The organism is Agrococcus sp. UYP10 (genome assembly GCF_040547205.1).
In the GTDB taxonomy this organism is placed as follows: domain Bacteria; phylum Actinomycetota; class Actinomycetes; order Actinomycetales; family Microbacteriaceae; genus Agrococcus; species Agrococcus jenensis.
In genome coordinates this window covers 2,120,434-2,141,487 of the sequence record NZ_JBEPPG010000001.1, presented here as the reverse complement: position 1 = coordinate 2,141,487, position 21,054 = coordinate 2,120,434, and the positions used below count along the sequence as shown (strand labels likewise).

Annotated in this window: 23 protein-coding genes; 6 read left to right on the top strand and 17 right to left on the bottom strand. The window is 68.3% G+C overall.

All coding sequences use genetic code 11. The features are described from left to right. Positions 1–4 precede the first annotated feature (4 nt). Entirely contained in the window at positions 5–262 is a 258-nt protein-coding gene (locus tag ABIB37_RS10525) for a helix-turn-helix transcriptional regulator (protein ID WP_354261587.1), read from the bottom strand. Positions 263–445: 183 nt separating this feature from the next. Here ABIB37_RS10525 and ABIB37_RS10520 point away from each other — a divergent pair, with 183 nt between their 5' ends. After that, positions 446–823, top strand: coding sequence for a hypothetical protein (locus tag ABIB37_RS10520; protein ID WP_354260192.1), 378 nt, complete (start codon positions 446–448; stop codon positions 821–823). Positions 824–852: 29 nt separating this feature from the next. Here the strand turns inward: ABIB37_RS10520 and ABIB37_RS10515 are convergent, their stop codons facing one another. Then, a complete protein-coding gene (locus ABIB37_RS10515; RefSeq protein ID WP_354260190.1) occupies positions 853–1,764 on the bottom strand; it encodes an AbiTii domain-containing protein in 912 nt (303 codons plus the stop codon). A gap of 248 nt (positions 1,765–2,012) precedes the next feature. Here ABIB37_RS10515 and ABIB37_RS10510 point away from each other — a divergent pair, with 248 nt between their 5' ends. Continuing rightward, positions 2,013–2,576, top strand: coding sequence for a recombinase family protein (locus ABIB37_RS10510; RefSeq protein WP_354260188.1), 564 nt, complete (start codon positions 2,013–2,015; stop codon positions 2,574–2,576). A 122-nt stretch (positions 2,577–2,698) separates the two neighbouring features. Here the strand turns inward: ABIB37_RS10510 and ABIB37_RS10505 are convergent, their stop codons facing one another. Further along, a complete protein-coding gene (locus tag ABIB37_RS10505) occupies positions 2,699–7,453 on the bottom strand; it encodes a DEAD/DEAH box helicase (RefSeq protein WP_354260186.1) in 4,755 nt (1,584 codons plus the stop codon). A 261-nt stretch (positions 7,454–7,714) separates the two neighbouring features. On the opposite strand from ABIB37_RS10505, the gene ABIB37_RS10500 reads away from it, so the two are divergent. Then, positions 7,715–7,927 carry a hypothetical protein gene (locus ABIB37_RS10500; protein ID WP_354260184.1) on the top strand — a complete coding sequence of 71 codons (213 nt, stop codon included), beginning with the start codon at positions 7,715–7,717 and terminating at the stop codon, positions 7,925–7,927. Positions 7,928–8,170: 243 nt separating this feature from the next. On the opposite strand, the gene ABIB37_RS10495 is transcribed toward ABIB37_RS10500, so the two are convergent. The 5 genes from ABIB37_RS10495 to ABIB37_RS10475 all read right to left on the bottom strand — a co-directional run bounded on the left by ABIB37_RS10495 (position 8,171) and on the right by ABIB37_RS10475 (position 13,572). Continuing rightward, positions 8,171–9,040 (bottom strand): hypothetical protein, encoded by an 870-nt coding sequence (locus ABIB37_RS10495; protein ID WP_354260182.1) that lies wholly within the window; start codon positions 9,038–9,040, stop codon positions 8,171–8,173. 521 nt (positions 9,041–9,561) lie between these two features. Beyond that, a complete protein-coding gene (locus tag ABIB37_RS10490; RefSeq protein ID WP_354260180.1) occupies positions 9,562–10,920 on the bottom strand; it encodes a recombinase family protein in 1,359 nt (452 codons plus the stop codon). Further along, on the bottom strand, positions 10,917–11,714 hold the full coding sequence (locus tag ABIB37_RS10485; protein WP_354260178.1) for a DNA-processing protein DprA: 798 nt from the start codon (positions 11,712–11,714) through the stop codon (positions 10,917–10,919). The genes ABIB37_RS10490 and ABIB37_RS10485 overlap by 4 nt, the downstream gene beginning before the upstream one ends. Beyond that, positions 11,711–13,222: a YifB family Mg chelatase-like AAA ATPase gene (locus ABIB37_RS10480; RefSeq protein WP_354260176.1), complete on the bottom strand. Its 1,512-nt coding sequence runs from the start codon at positions 13,220–13,222 to the stop codon at positions 11,711–11,713. Before ABIB37_RS10480 ends, ABIB37_RS10485 begins: the two co-directional genes overlap by 4 nt. Then, positions 13,219–13,572 carry a YraN family protein gene (locus ABIB37_RS10475; protein WP_354260174.1) on the bottom strand — a complete coding sequence of 118 codons (354 nt, stop codon included), beginning with the start codon at positions 13,570–13,572 and terminating at the stop codon, positions 13,219–13,221. The genes ABIB37_RS10480 and ABIB37_RS10475 overlap by 4 nt, the downstream gene beginning before the upstream one ends. Positions 13,573–13,672: 100 nt before the next feature. Between ABIB37_RS10475 and ABIB37_RS10470 the strand changes: the two genes are divergently transcribed. After that, positions 13,673–13,861: a hypothetical protein gene (locus ABIB37_RS10470; protein ID WP_354260172.1), complete on the top strand. Its 189-nt coding sequence runs from the start codon at positions 13,673–13,675 to the stop codon at positions 13,859–13,861. 30 nt (positions 13,862–13,891) lie between these two features. Here the strand turns inward: ABIB37_RS10470 and ABIB37_RS10465 are convergent, their stop codons facing one another. After that, entirely contained in the window at positions 13,892–14,215 is a 324-nt protein-coding gene (locus ABIB37_RS10465) for a DUF2469 domain-containing protein (RefSeq protein ID WP_123698192.1), read from the bottom strand. Positions 14,216–14,274: 59 nt separating this feature from the next. Between ABIB37_RS10465 and ABIB37_RS10460 the strand changes: the two genes are divergently transcribed. Then, positions 14,275–14,835: an alpha/beta hydrolase gene (locus tag ABIB37_RS10460; protein WP_354260170.1), complete on the top strand. Its 561-nt coding sequence runs from the start codon at positions 14,275–14,277 to the stop codon at positions 14,833–14,835. A gap of 31 nt (positions 14,836–14,866) precedes the next feature. On the opposite strand, the gene rnhB is transcribed toward ABIB37_RS10460, so the two are convergent. The 8 genes from rnhB to rpsP form a co-directional block, all read right to left on the bottom strand. Continuing rightward, positions 14,867–15,520 (bottom strand): ribonuclease HII, encoded by a 654-nt coding sequence (gene rnhB, locus ABIB37_RS10455; RefSeq protein WP_354260168.1) that lies wholly within the window; start codon positions 15,518–15,520, stop codon positions 14,867–14,869. Continuing rightward, a complete protein-coding gene (gene lepB, locus ABIB37_RS10450) occupies positions 15,520–16,293 on the bottom strand; it encodes a signal peptidase I (protein ID WP_354260167.1) in 774 nt (257 codons plus the stop codon). The genes rnhB and lepB overlap by 1 nt, the downstream gene beginning before the upstream one ends. Positions 16,294–16,425: 132 nt before the next feature. Next, positions 16,426–16,776 carry a 50S ribosomal protein L19 gene (rplS, locus tag ABIB37_RS10445; protein WP_123698196.1) on the bottom strand — a complete coding sequence of 117 codons (351 nt, stop codon included), beginning with the start codon at positions 16,774–16,776 and terminating at the stop codon, positions 16,426–16,428. A 194-nt stretch (positions 16,777–16,970) separates the two neighbouring features. Then, a complete protein-coding gene (locus ABIB37_RS10440; protein WP_354260165.1) occupies positions 16,971–17,615 on the bottom strand; it encodes a hypothetical protein in 645 nt (214 codons plus the stop codon). 46 nt (positions 17,616–17,661) lie between these two features. Next, complete coding sequence (trmD, locus tag ABIB37_RS10435; RefSeq protein ID WP_354260163.1) at positions 17,662–18,414, bottom strand: tRNA (guanosine(37)-N1)-methyltransferase TrmD; 753 nt, start codon at positions 18,412–18,414, stop codon at positions 17,662–17,664. A 3-nt stretch (positions 18,415–18,417) separates the two neighbouring features. Continuing rightward, positions 18,418–19,101 carry a ribosome maturation factor RimM gene (gene rimM, locus ABIB37_RS10430; RefSeq protein ID WP_354260161.1) on the bottom strand — a complete coding sequence of 228 codons (684 nt, stop codon included), beginning with the start codon at positions 19,099–19,101 and terminating at the stop codon, positions 18,418–18,420. A 7-nt stretch (positions 19,102–19,108) separates the two neighbouring features. Further along, a complete protein-coding gene (locus ABIB37_RS10425; protein WP_354260159.1) occupies positions 19,109–19,345 on the bottom strand; it encodes an RNA-binding protein in 237 nt (78 codons plus the stop codon). Positions 19,346–19,347: 2 nt separating this feature from the next. Next, positions 19,348–19,773: a 30S ribosomal protein S16 gene (gene rpsP / locus ABIB37_RS10420; RefSeq protein WP_123698200.1), complete on the bottom strand. Its 426-nt coding sequence runs from the start codon at positions 19,771–19,773 to the stop codon at positions 19,348–19,350. Positions 19,774–19,956: 183 nt separating this feature from the next. On the opposite strand from rpsP, the gene ABIB37_RS10415 reads away from it, so the two are divergent. After that, the gene (locus ABIB37_RS10415) at positions 19,957–21,051 is read left to right on the top strand and encodes a glutamate--cysteine ligase 2 (RefSeq protein WP_354260157.1); all 1,095 of its coding nucleotides are present in this window, start codon (positions 19,957–19,959) and stop codon (positions 21,049–21,051) included. Positions 21,052–21,054 lie beyond the last annotated feature (3 nt).

The window sequence follows — 21,054 nt, the reverse complement described above, 5'->3', positions numbered from 1 at the left end:
CAGATCAGCGCCGACTACGGCCCGGTCCGTACAGCGGTGCCAACATCTCGCCGATCTCGATGTCGAACACCTCGGCCAACTTGAACCACGTCTCGACGGAGCCATGAGACCCGCCAGCTTCGAGCTGCACCAGGGCGCGACGACCGACGCCGGAGCGCTCAGCCAGCTCATCCAGAGTCCACCGCCTCGTTCGACGCAGGCGAGCGAGAGCGAAGCGCAGTTCCTCGAAGTCCGGGAGGCGCTGAGGCGGGTTCGATGACACACCCCATTCCCGCAGGAACAAGAGCGCACCACAGCGAACGAAGGCGCGCTATAGGGCATAGTTACGCCCTAAGAGGCGGGATCGACCGCCCTGTTCACGCGAACACGGGGGCCAACGTGCGTCTCCCAGGCGACCTGCACCCTCGCAGGTCCGCACCTTCCGTTTCGCCGAAGGAGAGCGTTCATGCCCGACAAACAACTGGCTCTGGATCTGATCGAAGCAGCGCGCCAGGGATACCGGAGCCTGCTTAGGCGTCCGCCAAAGGACGACAACGACTACAGGGAGCGGAAGCAGAAGGCGGACTGGCAACTCGACGCGGCGGATACCATCGTGCGCGGTATGGGATCGGACTACCGAACGGTGGCGGACGTGTTCGGCATGGTCAACCACCAGATCGAAGTGATGGACGCGAAGATCGGGGTCGCTGGCTCCGATGCGGAGCAGTACCTGGACGAAACCGAGTCGTGGGACCCTTTCGGGGTGGACGAGCAAGAGCCGGACGACGTGCGCGACCAGAACGGGGACCAGGGCGAGGAACCCCTGAGGCAGCCGCAGGCGTAGCGCCTGCCATTGCTGCTTCCCCTCGTCGGCTAGCCCTGGAACGCAGCGATGAGCTCCGACAACTGAGTCGCTGCGACTTCGGCGGTGACCCCCGTTCCGATTTGGAACGCGCCTTCGCGGACACGCGAGAGGAAGGACCGGATCTTGCTCGGGCGTTCTGTCGCGTCCGCAAGCACGACGCGAGCCAGTTCGGCGTTGCCCTCCGCGTCCAGGCCGACCTCCTCGGCAGCCTTCAGCAGCGCAGACAAGTCCCCCTTGACCACTTTGGAGCGTTGGCGAATGTTCTCGCCTTGCGCGACTTGGTTGCCGTCCCCGTCGATGTGCGTCGAGTAGTAGTTGTTCACAACTTGCGCCACGGGCGCTTCCGCCATCGTCGGACCTCCTGAGGTGCCCGCTTCGGGGGCCGTTGCCTGAAGGTCGAGGGCAAATCCGAGCGCCGTGTTGCGCGCTGCGTCTATTACGCCCCGCAGTACCCCTCGTGTCACGATGCGGTTCGCACTGAAGAGTCCGTAGTGCTCGATGAACGGCACCACGCCCTCTTCCACCCACTGGTTGTAGGCGATCACGTGCGTGGTGTCCCATGGAACTCCCAACTCCTGCTCCGAGGCATCGGACGCCAGCTCCTCCATCTCTGCCAGGGACGCTCCGAGGCTGACACTGAACAGCACCGAGGCGGCGTCCTCGGGCATTTGGCCCGGACTGAGCGGTTGGCGGAGCCGAGACTGCATTGGTCCCGCCCAGGTGCCCATCACGTTCACCGTGACACGACGGTAGGGCGGCAGGTCCTCCGGGTCCGGGTAACCGTTCAACTCCCGTTGCACCCACTTCAGGATGTCGTCCGCACCGAGGCGGTGGGCAACGACCTGAACCTTACGGAGCAGGTTCGAGGTACTTACGCTGTCGTCGGTCGCACCGTCGATGATGTCGTCAAGCAAGCTCACCAGGTCAGGCTACGAGGAACAGAAGCGCGGCGAAGACCGTCGCGGGCACCTTCCTCACGCTAGACCTTGGCGGCGACGGCAGTCTTCAGCCCGCCTTCACTGCGGACGCACGAGCTACGAGGCGATCTCTCACAAACGATGCCTGAGTGATAGTCGGTTGAGCAGCCACAGTCAGGGTCACGCAAGGCTCTCAGAAATAGCTCTCGAAACCTCTAGTTTTGAGAAACGAGTTCTGCGACACTCTCCCCATGACGACCTTCGGATACATCCGCACCAGCACCCGCGACCAGAACGCCGACCTCCAGCGCGACGCCTTGAAGGCCGCAGGCATCCCGGCGAACCGGCTCTACGCCGATGAGGGAGTCTCGGGCACCCTGGCCTCCCGTCCCCGGCTCGATGCGCTCCTAGACCGGCTGGAGGACGGCGACGAGGTCGTGGCGTGGAAGCTGGACCGCATGGGGCGCAACACGCGGAACGTGCTGGACCTCATCGAGCAGATCACCCAAAAGGGCGCGACGTTCCGGTCGCTCACCGAGGGCATCACGACCACCGGCCCGATGGGGAAGGCCATGCTCACGATCATGAGCGCCTTCGCCCAGCTCGAACGGGACACCATGTTGGAGCGCACCCGAGCTGGACTCGACGCTGCAAAAGCGAAGGGCAGGGTCGGCGGTCGCCCATCGAAGGTGGACGACAAGAAGCTGGCCAAGATTCGTTCCCTCGTCGCCTCTAATGACCACACGCGCGCTGAGATCGCGGACATGGTGAAGATTTCCCCGGCGACCCTCTACCGGGTGTTAGCCGACCTGTAGGTCACGGCGTTGGCGGACGCCGCTCATCAAGGCCCCGTCGGTGCGATGCGAGCCTCCAGCGCTGCCGGTGGAGTACGCCCGACGCGCAGCGCAATTGAATGCTGGAACGCGTCTGTCACCTCCTAGTCGGCCAGGACCAGTGGGGGCAACGACTTCACGATCCGCACCGTCTCCACGCTGACCCTGGTGATGCGAGCGATCAGATCGAGGATGTACCGGGAGTCTCCCTGCTCGTCGGCCCAAGCATTCGGGTCGTTGACGATGCCAGACGCCTTGTCCGTCTTCAACTGGTAGCGCTCGACGATCCAGTCCAGCGCCGAGCGGGAGCCGAGCATGTACTCGTGTGCTTCATCAGGGATCCCCGAGAGCGTGATACCCGAGTTGTAGATGATCGTGGACTTGTCGGTCTCGCGTCCGCGCTTCTGGTAGCGCATCTTCTCCACGCGGTTGCTCGCGTTCGCGGAGCGCGTCTCCACGAGTGGGTACGGCTCGGCGGTCTCGTACTTCAAGTGCATCTCCGCGAGCCTGCGGCCCGCGTCTGCGAACTCGAAGAAGGCCCTCAACTTCGGGACGCGCGGCAGCATCTTCTTCAGGTCGGCGGCGAACTGCGCGCGGTAATCAGGGCTGTGCAGAACGCCGTAGACGTAGAAAAAGATGTGATCCTTTGTCACCGCATCGCCGAACAGCTCCTGGTACTCCGTGAGGATCTCGTCCGTTACGTTGTCGATCCGTCGATGGGAGTCGCCGCCGTCCTCGAACCCCGCGAAGAGCGAGTCGTCGGATCCCTTCTCGAATCGGTAGCGCGGGAAGAACTGTCCGCCCGATCCCGCGCCCGTGAGATGCAGGTCAGGCGGAGCATCAACCATTAGTACTGAGAACGGGACCTGTGAACTCTTTCCCACGCAGTAGAAGCCATAGTTCGGCTCACCCGCAAACAGGGAAGGCATCAACGACAATGCCTCCATGTAGTGCGGCTCGGTATAAGCCCACGACCGTTGAAATACCCGATAGTTTGCGACCGTCAGTGCATCTGGATCGAACTCCAGGTAGCGACGCTGCGCCAGTGCGGCTCGCCATTTATGTGACCAGCTCAGCTTGCTCGCGTCCACAAGAACTTCTGGGCGAGATCCCGGAGGTGCAGCGTCGATACAGGCGTTGTACGCGGATATAGACCGCCTAATGTTCGCCTCTAGTGTTGGCTTCGAGAAGTTGTAGGCCCACGCATCGCGGTTCGATAGGAGGCCGTTGCTGTACGAGTCGAGGTATCGAGTCGCGCTAAGGTCGGCCTTCTTGTCGCCCAAGGCGATGAGCGTTTCGAACGCAGCGCTCCGTTGATTGATCCAGTCACCATCTGGACTCGGCTCAATCTCGCCCCACGGGACACCGACATAGGATGCCGCATCACTGACAATGCTTAGCTTCTCTTCTCGCGTGAGGAAGTCGCCTATGTCTCGGTAGTAGAGTTTGCCCGGACGGTCCTGGAGTGGGTTTCTTACCAGCAGATAGATGGCCACTGTCGCCCGGCTGCCCGCCCCGAAGACTTTCCCGCCTTCTCGACGCGACACCTCTCCAGCGGTTCGCTGGTTTCCGCGAAGATTGAAGACGTAAATCGAGCTGAAGTCGTCCAGCAGTTGCTTGCGGAGCCCGTCGGCATGCGTGTCGTCAATGAAACCACCATTGGACACGAAGGCAATCACGCCCGCGTTGGCGATCCTTTCGGTTGACCACTTGATCGCGCGGATATAAGAGTCGTATAGCTTATACTTCAGCTGAGCTTCTGACCGCGCGACATAAGACTTGGCGATCTTCTCGTCCAGAGTCGGGTACCGAACGTTACCGTCGGTGTCGTCGCCCGACTCCCTCCCCTTCGAGTAAGGCGGATTCCCGATGATCACCCGGATGTCGAGAGCCTTCTGTGCCTCAACCCGCTCGCTATTCTCGGGGAAGACGCCGCCGCCATCCAGCTCGTCGTCGTCCTCGGTCATCTGGAACGTGTCAGTTAGGACGATGCCTTCGAACGGCTCGTAGTCACCGCCCGCGAGGTCGTGATACGTCTCTTCAATGTTGATCGCGGCCACGTAGTAGGCCAGCAGTACCAGCTCGTTGGCGTGCAGCTCGTAGCGGTACTTGCGAGCGAGGTCTTCTGGTCTGATGAGGCCTGACCGAAGCAGGCGGACGATGAAGGTTCCGGTGCCGGTGAACGGGTCAAGGACATGGACGCCCTCATCGGAGAGGCTGGCTCCGAACTCGGTTTTCAGCGCATCATCAACGGATCGGATGATGAAGTCCACGATCTCGTTCGGCGTGTAGACGATGCCGAGTCGGTCGCTGGTGCCAGAGAACGCGGTCTGGAAGAACTTCTCGTACAGCTCCTTCACGATCTGCTGCTTCGCTACCGCATCCGTGATTCCTGATGCACGGGTGCGCACGGATTCGTAGAACTTGTCGAGTTTCTCGGTCTCCTTCTCCAGGTGCTGCTCTTCGAGCGCGTCGATCATGCGCTGCATGACCTGCGAGACGGGGTTGTGGTCGCTGAACGCATAGCCATCGAAGAGGGCGTCGAAGACCGGCTTCGTGATGAGATGCTGGGAGAGCATCTCGATGGCGTCACGCTCGGTGATGAACGGGTTGAGGTTGTCTTGAAGGCCCTTCAAGAACCGCGCGAACTCGTTGCCGAGAGTCGCGTCCGACCCCTCGACTAAGGCCTTAATGCGGGTCATGTGGTCGGACGCGATGCCCGCGACATCCTTGGCCCAGTTCTCCCAGTAGCGCCGCTCGCCAACCTTCTGAACGATCTTGGCGAGGATCGCGTCGCGCCACTGGTCCAGTGCTGGGAAATCCAGGGTGACGGCGGTGTTGCCGGTCTCGTCCTGATCGCCGTCCTTGCCGCCACCTCCGACGCCGATAACCGAGAGCTTGCCCTCGGTGGACTTCGTGAGGTCGATCTTGTTGACCATGGCGTCGAAGCGCTCATCGTGGGCACGGAGGGCCTGGAGTACCTGCCAGACGACTTTGTACTTCTTGTTGTCGTTCAGTGCCGTCGCGGGGTCCATGTCGGTGGGCACTCCGATAGGAAGGATGACGTAGCCGTACTTCTTGCCTTCGAGCTTGCGCATCACCCGGCCCACGGACTGCACGACATCGACGACAGAGTCACGGGGGTTGAGGAACATGACGGCGTCGAGAGCGGGCACGTCCACGCCCTCAGATAGGACCTTCGCGTTGGTGAGAATGCGTGCGTTGCCCGCTCCTGGGTCCTGCTTCAGCCAGTCCAGCTCCTTGTTGCGGTCCAGCACGTTGTAGGTGCCATCGACGTGGTGCACCTCGACATCGAGAAGGTCCGACGCGGTCTCGTCGGTCTCACGGTCGATGGCCTCGATCTCGGCTTCGACAACACGCTCAAACAGGTTCGCAATCTTCTTCGACTCGCTGATGTTCCTGGCGAACGCGACGGCCCGCTTCATCGGCTCGGGGTCGAGAGCGAACTCCTCCGGCGTCAGGGAGCGCTTGGAGAGGCCGTTCCAGCAGCCGACGATCTTGGCCGCGTCATCCAGTGTCAGCTCGTTGTTCTCGTCCGCCAGGAGGCGCTGGAAGCGCGTCGAGACGTAGGACTCGTCAACCGCCAGCACGAGCACCTTGTAGTCGGTGAGGCGACCCATGGAGACCGCTTCGCCGAAGCCAAGGCGGTGGAACTCTTCGCCGTAGTACTCGGGGCTGTCCATGTCGGTGAGCACGGCCCCGGCCTCTTCCGCCTTCGACCGGCTCGCGTCCGCATAGATGCGCGGGGTGGCGGTCATGTAGAGCCGCCGCTTGCCCTTGATGTAGCGCTGGTTGTGGACCTTCACGAACGAAGATTCTTCTTCGCCCGCAAGTGTCACACCGGTCGTGCGGTGAGCTTCGTCGCAGACGATGAGATCGAACTCGGGGATGCCCTTGCTCTGTGCCTGGGCGACGACATCGATGGATTGATAGGTCGAGAACACGACTGTGATGCCGTCAAAGGCCTCGGGGATCTCGGAGAACTTCTGCACCAGCCTGGTGGTGTTCGTTGTCGCCGGGTAGGCCAGGTCCGTGACCGGGATGTCCTCGTCCGACTTGCGCTTGCCGACGCTCACATCCGAGCACACCGCGAACGAGCGCAGCGGCACAGCCGACTCGATGGTCCACTCTTTCAGTGTCTGGGAGAGCAGCGAGATTGACGGCACCAGGAACAGCACCGTGCCTCCGCGCGGCACAATCCGCTCGACGAGTTTGAGGCTCGTGTAGGTCTTGCCCGTGCCGCAGGCCATGATCATCTTGCCCCGGTCGGCTGTCTCGAAGCCGCTGACGACCTTCGATATCGCCAGTTCCTGGTGCGGGAACGGCTGCTTGGCTGGCTTCTTGGTCAGCTCGCCGGGGGTGGCCAGGGAGAATTGGCCCCAGTCGATGGAGGAGTCATCGAGGTCCTGCACTCGCAGACGCTGGACCGGAGGGTTCTGGTTCTCGACGGCGTCCTCGGCGTTGCTGCCCCAGTTGTCGCTCGTCGAGATCACCATGCGAGCGGCGAACTCCGGCTTGCCTTCAAGATTCTTGCTGGACGCCGCCAAGAACGAGTCGAGCATCGGCTTCGTCACCGTCGTGGCCGGATCGAAGAACTTGCATTGGATCGCGGTCAGTTCACCCGTGTCACGAGAGCGGGCAACCAAGTCGATCCCCGTGTCTCGACGGACACCACGTTGCGGGTAGTCAGTCCACATCCACACCGCGTCGTAGAGCTGCGCGTACCGCGGCTCGACCGTGAGGTACGCCAGCATCAGACGCTCGAACCGGTCGCCCTTGTCGCGCTCGTCGTAGGCGATAGAGCGCAGTTCGGCGAGGATCTGATGGATTCCGGGCACGCAGGTTCTCCCTTGAAGTTGACCTGCCTCTTACGCTATCGGCGCTGAGCCTCAGCGGTCGGCGACGCCGTGACGCCTGCCGACACGACTCATCCCAAGTGTCCGTGCGGCGGCAGCAGCCCTCGCAGGCGAAGCGCTGATGCGCGACAGACCGCTGGAGCGCCATGGCTCGGAGCGTGCTCCTAATGGGAGGACGACACGAGGACTCCTGCGCCGTCCTGTCGGGACCTACTGCTAGACACAGTTCAAAGGAGGAGATCGATGCTGGATTGGCTGGATCTGCGAGACCTGTTCTGGGAGGCGCGCTGGGATGGTCTCGTGGTGCTTGCCGATGCGCTGTGGGCAACAGCTCTCTCCCACTGGTGGTTTGGCGCATTACTTCTCGTGGTGATCCTCACGCGATCAAGGAGGGTTTGGCTGCGGTTGCTGAGCAACGTGGGCTCCGCGTTCGTGCGCGGCAGCTCATCGAGTTAGCAACGGGCGCATCGATAGCGACGCTCGGCGTAGCCAGGCGGTTGACATCCGAATTCTTGTCGGTGGACAAGTTCCGCGAGCGCCAGCCGGGGGGCCATACCCTGTCGCCATGGAGGATGCCCAGGCGATGGCCTGCCCCAACTGTCCGAGGTGCTTGGAGCGCATGGCGCTAGCGGGCAAGTCATCGGCGCACTACGTCTGCCGCCGGTGCGGTCTGATCAGCCTGTCGGAGGACGACCTCTTCTAGGCGCGTAGGCGGGGCGGGGACGTTGCAGCCGGCCACGAGGGCGTGTCGAGCACGTTCCGAGCAGCGAAGTGCGGTGCCACGCCATCGACCGGGATGAAGTCCGGCACCAGCGTCAGGTGGCGCTTCTTCTGGATAAGGTGCTGCTCCAGGTCGATGTCATCGAACAGGCACGCTGGCACGCCCTCCAGTGCCGCCACGACCGCCTGTGCCGAGCATGCAGGGGCTTGGGTATGTGCAGGCGTGAACAGCGCATCCGGTTCGGCAGAGAACGTGTCCTCCTGCGGGGCTTCCAGCAGGTAGTCGAGCGGGCTGGGCTCGTGAGCGACCTCGATCATCTCGCCCGTCGATGCAGCGAAGAGCGCCTCGAAGTCGTCCTGCTCCTCACGCTCCAGCATCTCTGCCGCCTCAGCATCCCTGCGCTTCAGCTCCTTGCGCATCGAGGCGATGGTGGACGTGCTCACACCCAGGTCCTTCGCCTGCTGAGCCTTGGAGCGGCCCTCCAGAGCCCTCAGACGATCCAGATTGGCCTCGGTGATGGCGGAGGGTCCACGGCGGGAGTTCGAGCCTCCAAGGCGCGCACGCTGGTAGACCTTGGCCTCTGGGTCGTAGATGTCCAGAGCCCACTTGGCTGCGGCCATGGCCTGCTTCTCGACCTTGGTGCACGACTGCTGCGTGTCGCCAGCGTGCGGAGCCTTGGCGAAGGTGATGTCGCAGATCCACTCCATCAGAGCGTCCTCATCTGGGAGTGGCTGACCTGCCAGGTGCGCAGCGTGCAGGCGACGCAGCGAGTTTCGACCCATCCAGCGGATGACATCGGTGGAGTAGTCGGAGCCGAGCTTGGGCTTCGGGAAGGGGTAGATGCGCATGGTGTGTCTTTCGTGTCCGAGTGCCTGCTCCAGACTCCAGAGGTGCGGCACACGAAAGGCCCCCGGAGTTCAATCTCTTCTCAACGGGAGCCCTAGCGCTCATGAGCACCGAAGCGCTCGACACGAGAGTAACACGAGATGACTCTCTCTTCCTGCAATCCTCCCTCTGGTCGGATAGTTATTCTGTACACCCTTAGACGCCTGATCCAAGGCCTCTCGCCCCTAGTTACTTTGTACAGGCACGAGCCAGTCACCTGACAGGGCATCCACCTGCGTCCGGGCATGAGGAAGCCCCCCGGACTGTGTGGGCTGGAGACCCAGCCGGGGGGCTGTGACAGGACCATGCGTCTGGACCCTCGGTGTTCAGCGTAGGGCACGAGAGCGCATTCCTAGTTACTTGGTACGGGCGTCCCTAGTTACTTTGTACAGGCAGCGCTGCCATCGGGCCTCTGTAAGCTGCAGCCTTATTTCGAGATATAGGCCATTCCTAGTTACTTTGTACAGGCAATGCTGACCAGCAGTCAGCGATTCTCGATCACCACTCGCTCGGCCTTCCGCCCTGGATGCACCGTCACCGTGACGAGCGCTCGGACGATGGTGCGCTGGGTGTCCAGGTCGAGCGCCTCCCACCTGGACCGGATCTCCCGCTTCACCCGCACGGCCTCGTCCATGTCAATGCGGCTGTCTGGGGCGAGGCGGAGCCGGAGGTCGAGCAGCAGCCGGGCGATGGCGCTGCGCTCGCGGGCCTGGTCCAGCTTCGCCTCCACCTCCTCGCGCTCCGCCTTCCAGCGCAGCAGCGCCAGCCGAGCCACCGCAGGCGACAGGAGCCCCTCAGAGCGCTCATCGACCACTCGCTGGGTCTCAGCCTCTATCCGGGCCAGCGAGGCCGTCAGTGGACCGATGGCGGCAGCATCCTCGTCCAGAGCGTCGATGCGCCCACCGCCGAGCAGCAGCGCATTCACGACCTCGCTCTCCACCCTCGGGTCCAGCAGCCGCTTCTGGATCGACGGATGCGTGGTGTCGGCCCGGCAGCGGTAGTCCCGCATGAAGAACATGGACGAGCTGCAGACACCGCACGAGGCGATGCCCGAGAGCAGGTGCCGGACTCCAGGCCCTGGCGTCGTGCGGCGGGACTCGTCGGCCAGCAGCGCCCGAGCCTCGGCGGCGCGCTCCGGCTCCACAATGGGGACAATGACGGGCGACGGGATCACTTCGCCCTCGTGCTCGATGGCACCGCCGTAGCGCACGTTGGAGAGCGTGTCCCGGATGCGCCTCGTGCTCCAGCCTGTGCCTGTCGTGGGCTCGATGCCGTCCGCCTGTAAGCCCCGCGTGATGGAGCGGATGGAAGCCCCGGCCAGGAAGGCGTCGAAGATGCGCCGAACGACCTCCGCCTCCTCGGACACGGGAGTCACGCCGTCGGACTCGTAGCCGTAGCGGCGGCGGGACGGCGAGGGCTTGCCCTGGACGCCCCGAGCGTTGTTCGCGCGGAGGGTGCGCTCCCGCTTGCGGCGGGTCTCGAAGCGAGCGATGGAGGCGAGCATGGAGGCCCGGAACTCGCCGTCCGCCGTGGTCGTGTCGATCTCGCCGTCCACCGTGAGTACGCGCACGCCGAGCCGCTGGAGGTCCACGAGGTCCTCCAGCGAGCGCAGCAGCCGGTCCACGTCCACCGCCACCACGACATCGCCGCGCTGCATGACCGCCAGGAGCTGGACCCATGAGGTGCCCAGCCCGCGGCGTTTGGTGGCGCTGACCGCGTTGTCGGTGAAGACCGCCTGGACCTCCCACTCCTTCGCGGCGCACAGCGCCTGGCAGCGGGCTACCTGGCGGTCGATGCCCTCGGCGTGGTTGACCGACTGCCGGGCGTAGATGTAGGTCGTCATGGACGCATAGTACGTCGCTTCCGCGCGAGGAACCGCCAGCGGGTCGGCGGCACGCCGCTCGGCGCCTCGGCGATGACGCACGCGGTGTCGGCGACGCGCTGCAGCAGCTCGTCGTGCCCCGCGGGGTAGAAGCGGTCGAGGCCGCCGGCCAGCACCGCGACGGTGCTGCCGCCTGCCGCCATCGTCGCCCGGTGCGCGGTGCCGTCGATGCCGTAGGCGCCGCCGGAGACGACGGCGTAGCGCCGGCCGACGAGGCCCGCCGCGAGCTGCCCCGTCACGAGCTCGCCGTACCCGGACGAGGCGCGCGAGCCGACGAGCGCCGCCGACCGCTCGCACGCCGCGAGCGCCGCCGGGTCGCCGCGCAGCCAGAGCGCCGCCGGGGCGTGCGATCCGAGGTCGTCGAGCGCGTGCGGCCAGTGCTCGTCGGCGCGGGTCAGGAGCCGCTGTCCGAAGGCGGCGCCCTGCGTGAACGCGCCGAGGATGCGCTCGGCCGCGAGGCGCGGCTGCCAGCGCGCGATCCCCTGGGCGACGGCGCTCGCCGACTCACGATCGCCGAGCTCCCGCGCCCAGTCGGCGGCCGTCGCGCCGTCGATGAGCAGCTGCAGCGATCGCACGGCGCCGAGGCGCTCCCGCACGAGGCCTGCGACGCCGTCGCCCGGCTCGGGGAGCACCGTCCACGCGCCCGCCGCGAAGCGCTCGAGCACGTCGGCATCCGCGATGTCGGCCTCCCCGTCCGGCAGCGTCGGCGTGACGGCCGCCCGCAGCCGGGCGAGCTCGATGCGGAAGGGCGTCATGCCGGGATCCCCTTCCGGAGCGCCAGCGCGCGACCGATGTGGGCCCGCGTGGGGCCCGCGACGCCGTCGAGGTCGGCTGCGGTCCACGCGACGCGGATCGCGCGGTCCATGCCGCGCATCGTCAGGGCGCCGCGCTCCACGGCGCGCTCGAGCGGCTCGAGGAGGGCGCGGTCGAGCGGGAGGTTGCGGCGCAGCCACGGCCCGGGCACGTGGCCCATCGCGGTCCAGCCGGTGCCGGCGAGGCGCTGCGCTGCGCGCTCCCGCGCCGATGCGACCCGGGCCGACGCCTCCGCGGTCGTGCGACGCGCGCCGTCGGCGCCCGGTGCGACCCGGTCGACGCGCACCTGCAGGTCGACGCGGTCGAGCAGCGGTCCCGAGAGCCTGCCGAAGTAGCGGCGGCGCTGCTGCGGCGCGCACGTGCACTCCCCTGAGCCGAAGAGGCCGCACGGGCAGGGGTTGGCCGCGAGCAGCAGCTGGAACCGCGCCGGGAAGGTCGCGACCCCGATCGCGCGGTGGATCGTGATCGTGCCGGACTCGAGCGGCTGCCGCAGCATGTCGAGCACCGCCCGCGGGAACTCGGGGGCCTCGTCGAGGAAGAGCACGCCGTGCGTCGCGCGCGCCGCCGCACCGGGCCGGATCGTGCCCGAGCCGCCGCCGATGAGCGAGACCGCCGTCGCCGAGTGGTGCGGGTGCTCGAACGGCGGCAGCACGTCGAGCGTCGACGGCGGCGGCTCGCCCGCGAGCGAGCGCAACGACGCCACCTCGAGCGCGGCGTCGGTGTCGAGCGCGGGCAGGATGCCCGGGAGCCGCATGGCGAGCATCGTCTTCCCGGCGCCGGGCGGGCCCACCATCATCAGGTGGTGCGCGCCCGCGGCCGCGATCTCGAGCGCCTGCACGGCATCGCGGTTGCCGACCACGTCGGCGAGGTCGAGGTCGGCGTGCATGCGGGGTACCGCCGCGGGCGCCTGCACGGCGTCGACCGGCTCGGGGTCGAGCTCGGCGCCGAGCAGCGCCGCCGCATGCGCGAGGCTCGGCGCGCCGAGCACGCGGATGCCCTCGACGAGCGACGCCTCGCCGACGGATCCGGTCGGCACCACGATGCGCGTGCGTCCCTCCTCCGCGGCGGCTCTGGTGAGCGGCAGGGTGCCCGCCACCGGTCGCAGCCGACCGTCGAGGCCCAGCTCGCCGATGAGGGCGGTCTCGCCGTCGTCCGGCGGCACGACGCCCGTCGCCCGCAGCACCGCGATCGCGATCGCGAGGTCGAAGTGGGTGCCGGCCTTGGGCAGCGACGCGGGCGTGAGGTTGATGACGACGCGGCCGCTCGGCGCCGCGATGCCCATGCGCGCGATCGCGCTCCACGTGCGGTGCTGCGCCTGGCGCACCGCCTGATCGGGCAGCCCGACGATGAAGACCGCCGGCAGCCCGGATGCCGCGTGCACCTCGATCTGCACGCTGATGCCGGCGAGTCCCTGCAGCGCGATGCACGCCGCGCGGCCGAAGCCGCTCACTGGATGCCCCGGAGATGCTCGACCCGCCACGAACCGGTGCGCGGCGCGACGATGCCGACCGCATCCATCCGGATGGGGCCGCGGTGCGGCCGCTCCTGCAGCCACAGCCCCGCGAGCGTGCGCAGCCGCCGCACCTTCGCGGGCGTGATCGCCTCGAACGGATGGCCGTGGGCCAGCCCGCGCCGGGTCTTCACCTCGACGAAGACCAGCGTGTCGCCGTCGAGCGCGACGATGTCGAGCTCGCCGTAGGCGCAGCGCCAGCGCCGCTCGACGATGCGCATCCCGGCGCGCTCGAGGTGCACGCTCGCGGCTGCCTCACCGTCGAGGCCCAGCTGGTCCTTCGCTCGCATGGGCGCATCGAAGCGCAGCGATGGCGCCCGGCGGGCGCGTCACGGTCGGCCCTGTGGACAACCCCTGGCCGGACGGCCGCGCCCGTGGGAGCCTCGGTCCATGGAGATCGAGTGGAATCCGAAGCTCAGGCAGCTCCTCACCACCGGCGTGCACGTGCAGCTCGACGGCGACGAGGACGCCGCGATCGACGACGTGGAGCGGCAGCTGCGCGACGCGGGGCTCGAGCCCGCCCGCGATGAGGTCGCGACGATGGTGCGCGAGGAGCGGTCGAAGCGCACGCTCAGCTGACGCCGCGGCATGCGTGCCACGGCACCGCCGCTACTCCTCGATCGCGAGGTCCTTCGGCAGCTCGAGGTCGCGGGAGGCGAGCTCCTCGACGTTCACGTCCTTGAACGTGAGCACCCGCGCCGACTTGATGAAGCGGTCGGAGCGGTAGATGTCCCACACCCAGACGTCGGTCAGCTCGAGCTCGAAGTAGAAGTCCGTGCCCGCATCGTGGCGGGTGACCTTCACGTCGTTGGCCAGGTAGAAGCGTCGCTCGGTCTCGACGACGTGCTTGAACATGCCGACGACGTCGCGGTACTCCTTGAAGAGGGCCAGCTCGACCTCGCGGTCGTAGTCCTCGATGTCCTCGGGTTCCACGGTGCCATCCTATGGCCCCCGTGCGGGCGCCCCGTCTGCACGGCCGATCAGGAGAGCAGGTGCCCGCTGTGATCATCGACGTCGTGTTCCTCCACGGTGCCGGCGAGGGGGCCTTCGACGAGGACGCGGCCCTCGCCGACAGCCTCGCCCGTCATCTGGGCTCCGGCTTCTCGGTCGCGTTCCCGCGCCTGCCGGAGGACGACCCCGACGACGAGCGATGGCTCGACGCGATCGGCGCGGCGATCGATGCGGCATCCGAGCCGGTCGTGCTCGTCGGTCACTCGATCGGCGGCTACCTGCTGGTCAAGCACCTCGCGGTGCGGCCGAGCGCCCGGGCGGTCGCCGCCATCTGCCTCATCGCCGCGCCGTTCCCGGGCGCCGATGCGGACTGGACGTTCGACGGGTTCGACCTCCCGGACCACCTCGACCGGCTGCTGCCGGCGGATGCGCCGGTGCTCCTGTGCGCGAGCGAGGACGACGAGACGGTCCCGTTCGCCCACCGCGCCCGCTACGCCGCGGCGATCCCCTGGGCCACGACGCGGACGACGACGGGCGGGCACCAGCTCGGCGACGACCTGCGCGTCGTCGCGGAGGACATCCGCGCGGCGCTCAGGGCGTGAGGCTCAGGGCTTGAGGCACAGTGTGTGAGACTCACGCCTCGACGGGCGCCGCACCAGGCGCGTGCAGCCAGGACCGCCGGTGCAGCGCGCTCGGGCCGAGCTCGGCGATCGCGGCCATGTGCGCGGCGGAGCCGTAGCCCTTGTTCGACACCCAGCCGTAGCCGGGGTGCACGTCGTCCCACTCGATCATCCGGCCGTCCCGCTCGACCTTCGCCACGAGCGCGGCACCCGAGACGGATGCGCAGTCTCGGTCGGCCTTGGCGCGCAGGATCGTGCGCACCGGCCGCCGCAGCGCCGGCGCGAGCCAGTCGTGGATGCCGTCGAGCAGGATCGCGGCGGCGGGCACGTCGATGCCCGCCTCGTGCAGGGCGACGAGCGCGCGCCGACCGGCGATCCCGAGCGCCACCTGGATGCCGAGCTCGTCGATCTCGTCGTTCGTGGCGTGGCCGACGGCGCTCACGCCCCACGTGCGCACGAGCGGCGCCGTCGCCGTGCGGCGCGGCTCCGTCATCGTCTTGGAGTCGCGCAGGTGCTCGGGCCAGTCACCGCAGTCGGCCTGCAGCGCGAGCGCGCCGACGCTCACGGGGCCGGCGAGCGCACCCCTGCCGACCTCGTCCATCCCGATGACGAGCGGCGTCTGGGCCCAGAGCGTGCGCTCGACCTCGAGCGTCGGCAGCGCGGGCATCAGCCGGCGACGGCGACCGGCAGCAGCTGCTCCGCGGGGGCGCTCTGCGGCTCGACGCCGATGAACGAGGGCTCGTAGCCGTCCAGCCAGGTCCAGCGGTCGAGCGGCCACGACACGAGCACGGCGCGGCCGACGATCGACGAGATGGGCACGAAGCCGCCGCCCGGCGCATCCATGTGCGCGCGGGAGTCGCCGGAGTGGTTGCGGTTGTCGCCGAGCACCCAGACGTGGCCCTCGGGCACGGTGACGTCGAAGGGCACGGAGCTCGCGGGCTGGCCGGCGGCGTCGAGGTGCACGTAGGGCTCGTCGATCGGCACGCCGTTGATGGTGAGCTGGCCGAAGTCGTTGCAGCACTGCACGCGGTCGCCGGGCAGCCCGATGACGCGCTTGATGAGGTAGCCGTGCTCGTCCTCGGGGGCGAGGCCGACGAAGGTCAGGAACCAGTCGATCGCGCCGAAGACGCCCGACTCGGGCTCGGGCGTCGGCTCGGGCAGCCAGCCGCCCGGGTCCTCGAAGACGACGACGTCGCCCCGCTCGGCGGCCACGACGGAGGGCGTCAGCAGGCTGACGATGATGCGGTCGTCAACCTGGAGCGTCTCGTTCATCGACTCGGACGGGATCCAGAACGGCCGGATGAGGAACGTCTTCACGAGGAAGGAGATCAGCAGGGCGATGAGGAAGATGACCACCAGGTCGCGCAGGAACAGCAGGAAGCCACGGCCACCGGACCGCTGCTCGCGGCCCGCTGCACCCGTCTCCACCGTCTCCGTCATCCCTCGACCCTTCGCCTCGGCAAGTCTAGGCGCGCGCGTGCGCCACCCCGGCGCCGCCGCGACGCATCCGGTCACGATTCGGCGACGAACGCAGAACGGGGCCGGCGTGATGCCGGCCCCGTTCTGGTGCGATCAGGAGAAGTCGCGCTTCTCGCGGATCTTCGCAGCCTTGCCGCGCAGGCCGCGGAGGTAGTAGAGCTTCGCGCGGCGGACGTCGCCGCGGCTCACGAGCTCGATGTGGTCGATGACCGGGGAGTGCACGGGGAACGTGCGCTCGACGCCGACCTGGAACGAGACCTTGCGGACCGTGAAGGTCTCGCGCACGCCGTGGCCCTGGCGGCCGATGACGACGCCCTGGAAGATCTGCACGCGCGAGCGCGAGCCCTCGATGATGTTGACGTGGACCTTGACGTTGTCGCCGGGGCGGAAGTCGGGGACGTCGGAACGGAGGCTGACGGCATCGACCTTGTCGAGGATGTGCATGGCGGTATCGCTCTCTGCAGCCGCCACAGGTCGGCTGCGCGTGAATGGAAGGATCAGGGGTTCTTGCTCGGTGCCCGCCGCTCCCCTGTGGCAGAGGAAATGTGGCAGAGGCCGCACGAAGGCGGTGACTGCGTGTGGCACCAACGGACCATCTTGCCATACCGCGGCGGCGCGCGCCAACGCGCGCGAGCTCGCTAGCGGCGGGGGTCGTCGTCGATGCTGATGATGCGGCCTGCCTGCGGTCCGTCGACGGGCTCGAAGGTCGCATCGGCCTGACGGGCGCGCTGCTCGAGCAGCGGCGACTGCAGGTCGTTCACGGCGCGCTCGACGCGGGCGCGCGTCTCGCGGCCCAGCTCGAGCACCTGCAGCCAGGCGATCACGGCGCCGCCGAGGACGACCGCGAGGATGCCGATCGAGGTGAGCGACTGCGATGCCGTGAGCCAGCCGTCGCCGAACCACGCGGTGATCGCGCTGCCGGTGCGTCCGCCGCCGGAGTCGACGACGGTGAAGCCGAGGAGCGCGATCACGAGCAGCCAGGGGCCGACGATGCGCAGGTCGCGCCACTGGACGGCGCGGGGCCGGCGCACCTCCTTGCGGGCGACCGTGAGGCCGACGACGACGCCGATGAGCACCGCGAGCCCGGGGCCGAGCAGCGCCTGCAGCAGCAGCCAGTCGCCGAGCGGCGCACCCGCGAAGGCGCGGCCGAACATGATCCAGGCGGGCAGCACCACGATGGCGGCGATCATCGCCCAGAAGAAGCCGCGCAGCGCCCAGTGTCGTCCGGCACCGGGTCGAGCACCGGTGCGCGAGCCTGCCGACGTGCCTGCGGTCCCTGCCATGCCATCGAGGCTAACCGGCAGAGCCGATGGGCGCCCGGATGTTCGCTCAGGGCTGGCGGGACGCCGCGCGCTCCGCGTCGTCGCCGTCCGGCGGCAGGTCCGGCAGCAGGTCCGGCCGCACGCGACGGGTGCGCTCGAGCGCCTGCTCGCGGCGCCATGCGGCGACCGCGGCGTGGTTGCCGCCGTGCAGCACCTCCGGCACCTCGAGGCCTCGCCACACGCGCGGCTTCGTGTACGACGGGTGCTCGAGCAGCCCGCTCTCGTGGCTCTCCTCGACGAGGCTCTCGGGGTTGCCGACGACCCCCGGCACGAGCCGGCCGATCGCCTCGATCATCGCCATCGCGGCGACCTCGCCGCCGTTGAGCACGTAGTCGCCGAGGCTCACCTCGAGCACGCGCGCCCGCGTGGCCACGTGCTCGACGACCCGGGCGTCGATGCCCTCGTAGCGGCCGCACGCGAAGACGATGCGCCGCTCGGCCGCGAGCTCGCGCGCGAGCGACTGCGTGAACGGGGTGCCGGCGGGCGTCGTGAACACGACCACCGCGTCCGACATGCCTGCCGCGTCCTCGTCGGGTCCGAGGAGCGCGTCGAACGCCTCGCCCCACGGCTCGGGCTTCATGACCATGCCGGCGCCGCCGCCGTAGGGGGTGTCGTCGACCGTGCGGTGGCGGTCGTGCGTCCACTGCCGGAGGTCGTGCACGCCGAGCTCGAGCACACCGTCGCGGCGCGCCTTGCCCAGCAGCGAGACGTCGAGGACGCCGAAGAACTCGGGGAAGATCGTGACGATGTCGAAGCGCACGGCCTAGGCCCGGTCGGCGGGCGAGTCGTCCGCGGCTGCGTCGTCGACGGATGCGTCAACAGGGACAGCGCCCTCGGTCGCCTCGGGCGCTTCGTCGACGACAGCCTCGTCGGCGGCCTCGTCGGCCGTGCCCTCCGCCGGCTCGTCGGGCGTCTCGAGATCCTCGAGCAGCCCGGGCGGCGGGGTCACGACGATGCGCCCGGCGCGGAGGTCGACCTCCGGCACGATCGCCTTCACGAACGGCACCATCGTCTCGGCGCCATCGATGTCGATGATGAGCATGTCCTGCGCGGGCATCGGGTCGACGCGCACGACGCGGCCGATGCGGGCGCCGTCGCGGATGACGTCGAGGCCGGCGAGCTGGTGCACGTACCAGGCGTCGGGCTCGGTGGAGACCTCCGTGGGATCCTGATCGATCCAGAGCACGGCCTTGACGAGCGACTCCGCCTCGGTGCGGTCGGTGACGCCGGCGAAGAACGCGACGGGCGTGCCGTTGTAGACGCGCAGCTCGAGCAGCTCGAGGGTCTTGCCGTGCCACTTCGACGACGTGGGCACCTGCAGCGTGAACTTCGCGCCGGGCGTGAAGCGTCGCGCGGGGTCGTCGGTGTAGAGCTCGACCTTGATCGCGCCCTTCAGCCCGTGGGCGCGCGTGAGCCGGCCGACGCGCAGCTGGGTGCGAGCGGGCACGGCGGGCCTAGCGATCGGTGTCCACCACGTCCACGCGGACGCGGCGCCCCCCGGGCAGCGCACCGATCACGGTGCGCAGCGCGCCGGCCGTGCGGCCGCCGCGCCCGATGACGCGGCCGAGGTCCTCGGGGTGCACGCGCACCTCGAGGACCTCGCCGCGCTGCGTGTCGCGCGCGCCGACGCGCACGTCGCCGGGGCGATCGACGATCCCCTTGACGAGGTGCTCGAGGGCGTCGCGCAGCATGCTCAGGACTCGGTCGACTCGGCCTCGGCGGCGGCGGGCGCCTCCTCGGCAGCCGCGGCCGGAGCCTCGGCGGGCTTCTCGGCCTTGGGCTTCAGCACCGGCTTCTTGAGCTCGTCGGCGACGAACGCCTTCTTGCCCTCGGGCTGCTTGACCTGGCTCTCGGTCGGGCCCTCGCCCGTGAAGCGACCCCAGTCGCCCGTGAGCTTGAGGAGCGCCTGCACCTGCTCGGTCGGCTGCGCGCCGACGCCGAGCCAGTACTGGGCGCGCTCGCTGTCGATCTCGATCAGCGACGGGTTCAGCGTCGGGTGGTACTTGCCGATCTCCTCGATCACGCGGCCGTCGCGCTTGGTGCGCGAGTCGGCCACGACGACGCGGTAGAAGGGTGCGCGAATCTTGCCGAAGCGCTTCAGACGGATCTTGACTGCCACAGTTCTCCTGCTTTGTGTTCTCGTGTTGCACCGCGGCCTGCGCACGTGGGATATGCGCGGCCCGCAAAGCTCGGTGAGCATCCGCGCGCCGGATAGAGGGTCGGGCGCGTGCTCGACCCCCTATTCTGGCACACCGCGGGGCGACGTGCGCGCCATCCAGCGGCGCGGCCCTACGCTCGACCCATGGACTTCGCATCCTCCAGGCGCTCGACGCTCGGCGTCGAGTGGGAGCTGGCGCTCGTGGACCCCCAGTCGGGCGAGATGGTGCCCCGGGCCAAGGAGCTGCTCACCGCGATCGACGATCCGCGGTTCGACAAGGAGTTCCTCACCGGGATGATCGAGCTCATCACGGGCGTGCACACCACGACGGATGCGGCGGTCGACGAGCTGCGCGAGATGCGCGACGTCGCCGTGACGGCCGCCGAGCGCCTCGGCGTCGCGATCGTCGGCACCGGCACGCACCCGACGAGCCGCTGGCGCGAGCAGGAGCAGGCCGACGACGCCCGCTACCGCCGCGTGGTGCAGAAGGCCGGGGACTGGGGCCGTCGGCTCATCATCTTCGGCGTGCACAACCACGTCGGCATCGAGCAGCGCGAGAAGGTCGTGCCGCTGCTGCGCACGATGCTCGACCGGCTGCCGCTCATCCTCGCGCTCTCGGCGTCGAGCCCCTTCTGGCAGGGCCTCGACACCGGCTTCGCGTCGCACCGCACGATGCTCTTCCAGCAGCTGCCGACCGGCGGCCTGCCGCCGATGCTCGTCGACTGGGCGGAGTACGAGCGCACGCTCTCGGACATGCTCGCCGCCGGCGTCATCGACGAGCTCGGCGAGCTGCGCTGGGACGTGCGCCCCTCCCCCTCGATCGGCACGCTCGAGGTGCGGGTCGCCGACGGGGCGCCGTCGGTCGACGACCTCGCGGCCGTCACCGCGCTCACGCACTGCCTCATCGAGGAGGCGTCGCGCGCGCTCGACGACGGTGCGCCGCAGCACCACCTGCCCTACTGGCTCGTGCGCGAGAACAAGTGGCGCGCGGCGCGCGACGGCCTCGGCGCGACCGTGATCGTCGACGAGCAGGGCACGCTGCAGAACGCCCGCGACGCGATCGCCGAGGCGGCCGACCGGCTGCGCCCGATCGCCGAGGACCTCGGCGCATCCCGCTCGCTCGCGACCGTCGAGCGGGTGCTCGACGGCGGCGGCTCGGCCGCCCGGCAGCGCGCGGCGTTCGAGCGCGGCGGCCACGAGGCGGTGCTCGCCGAGCTCATCGAGGCGATGCGCTCCTAGCGC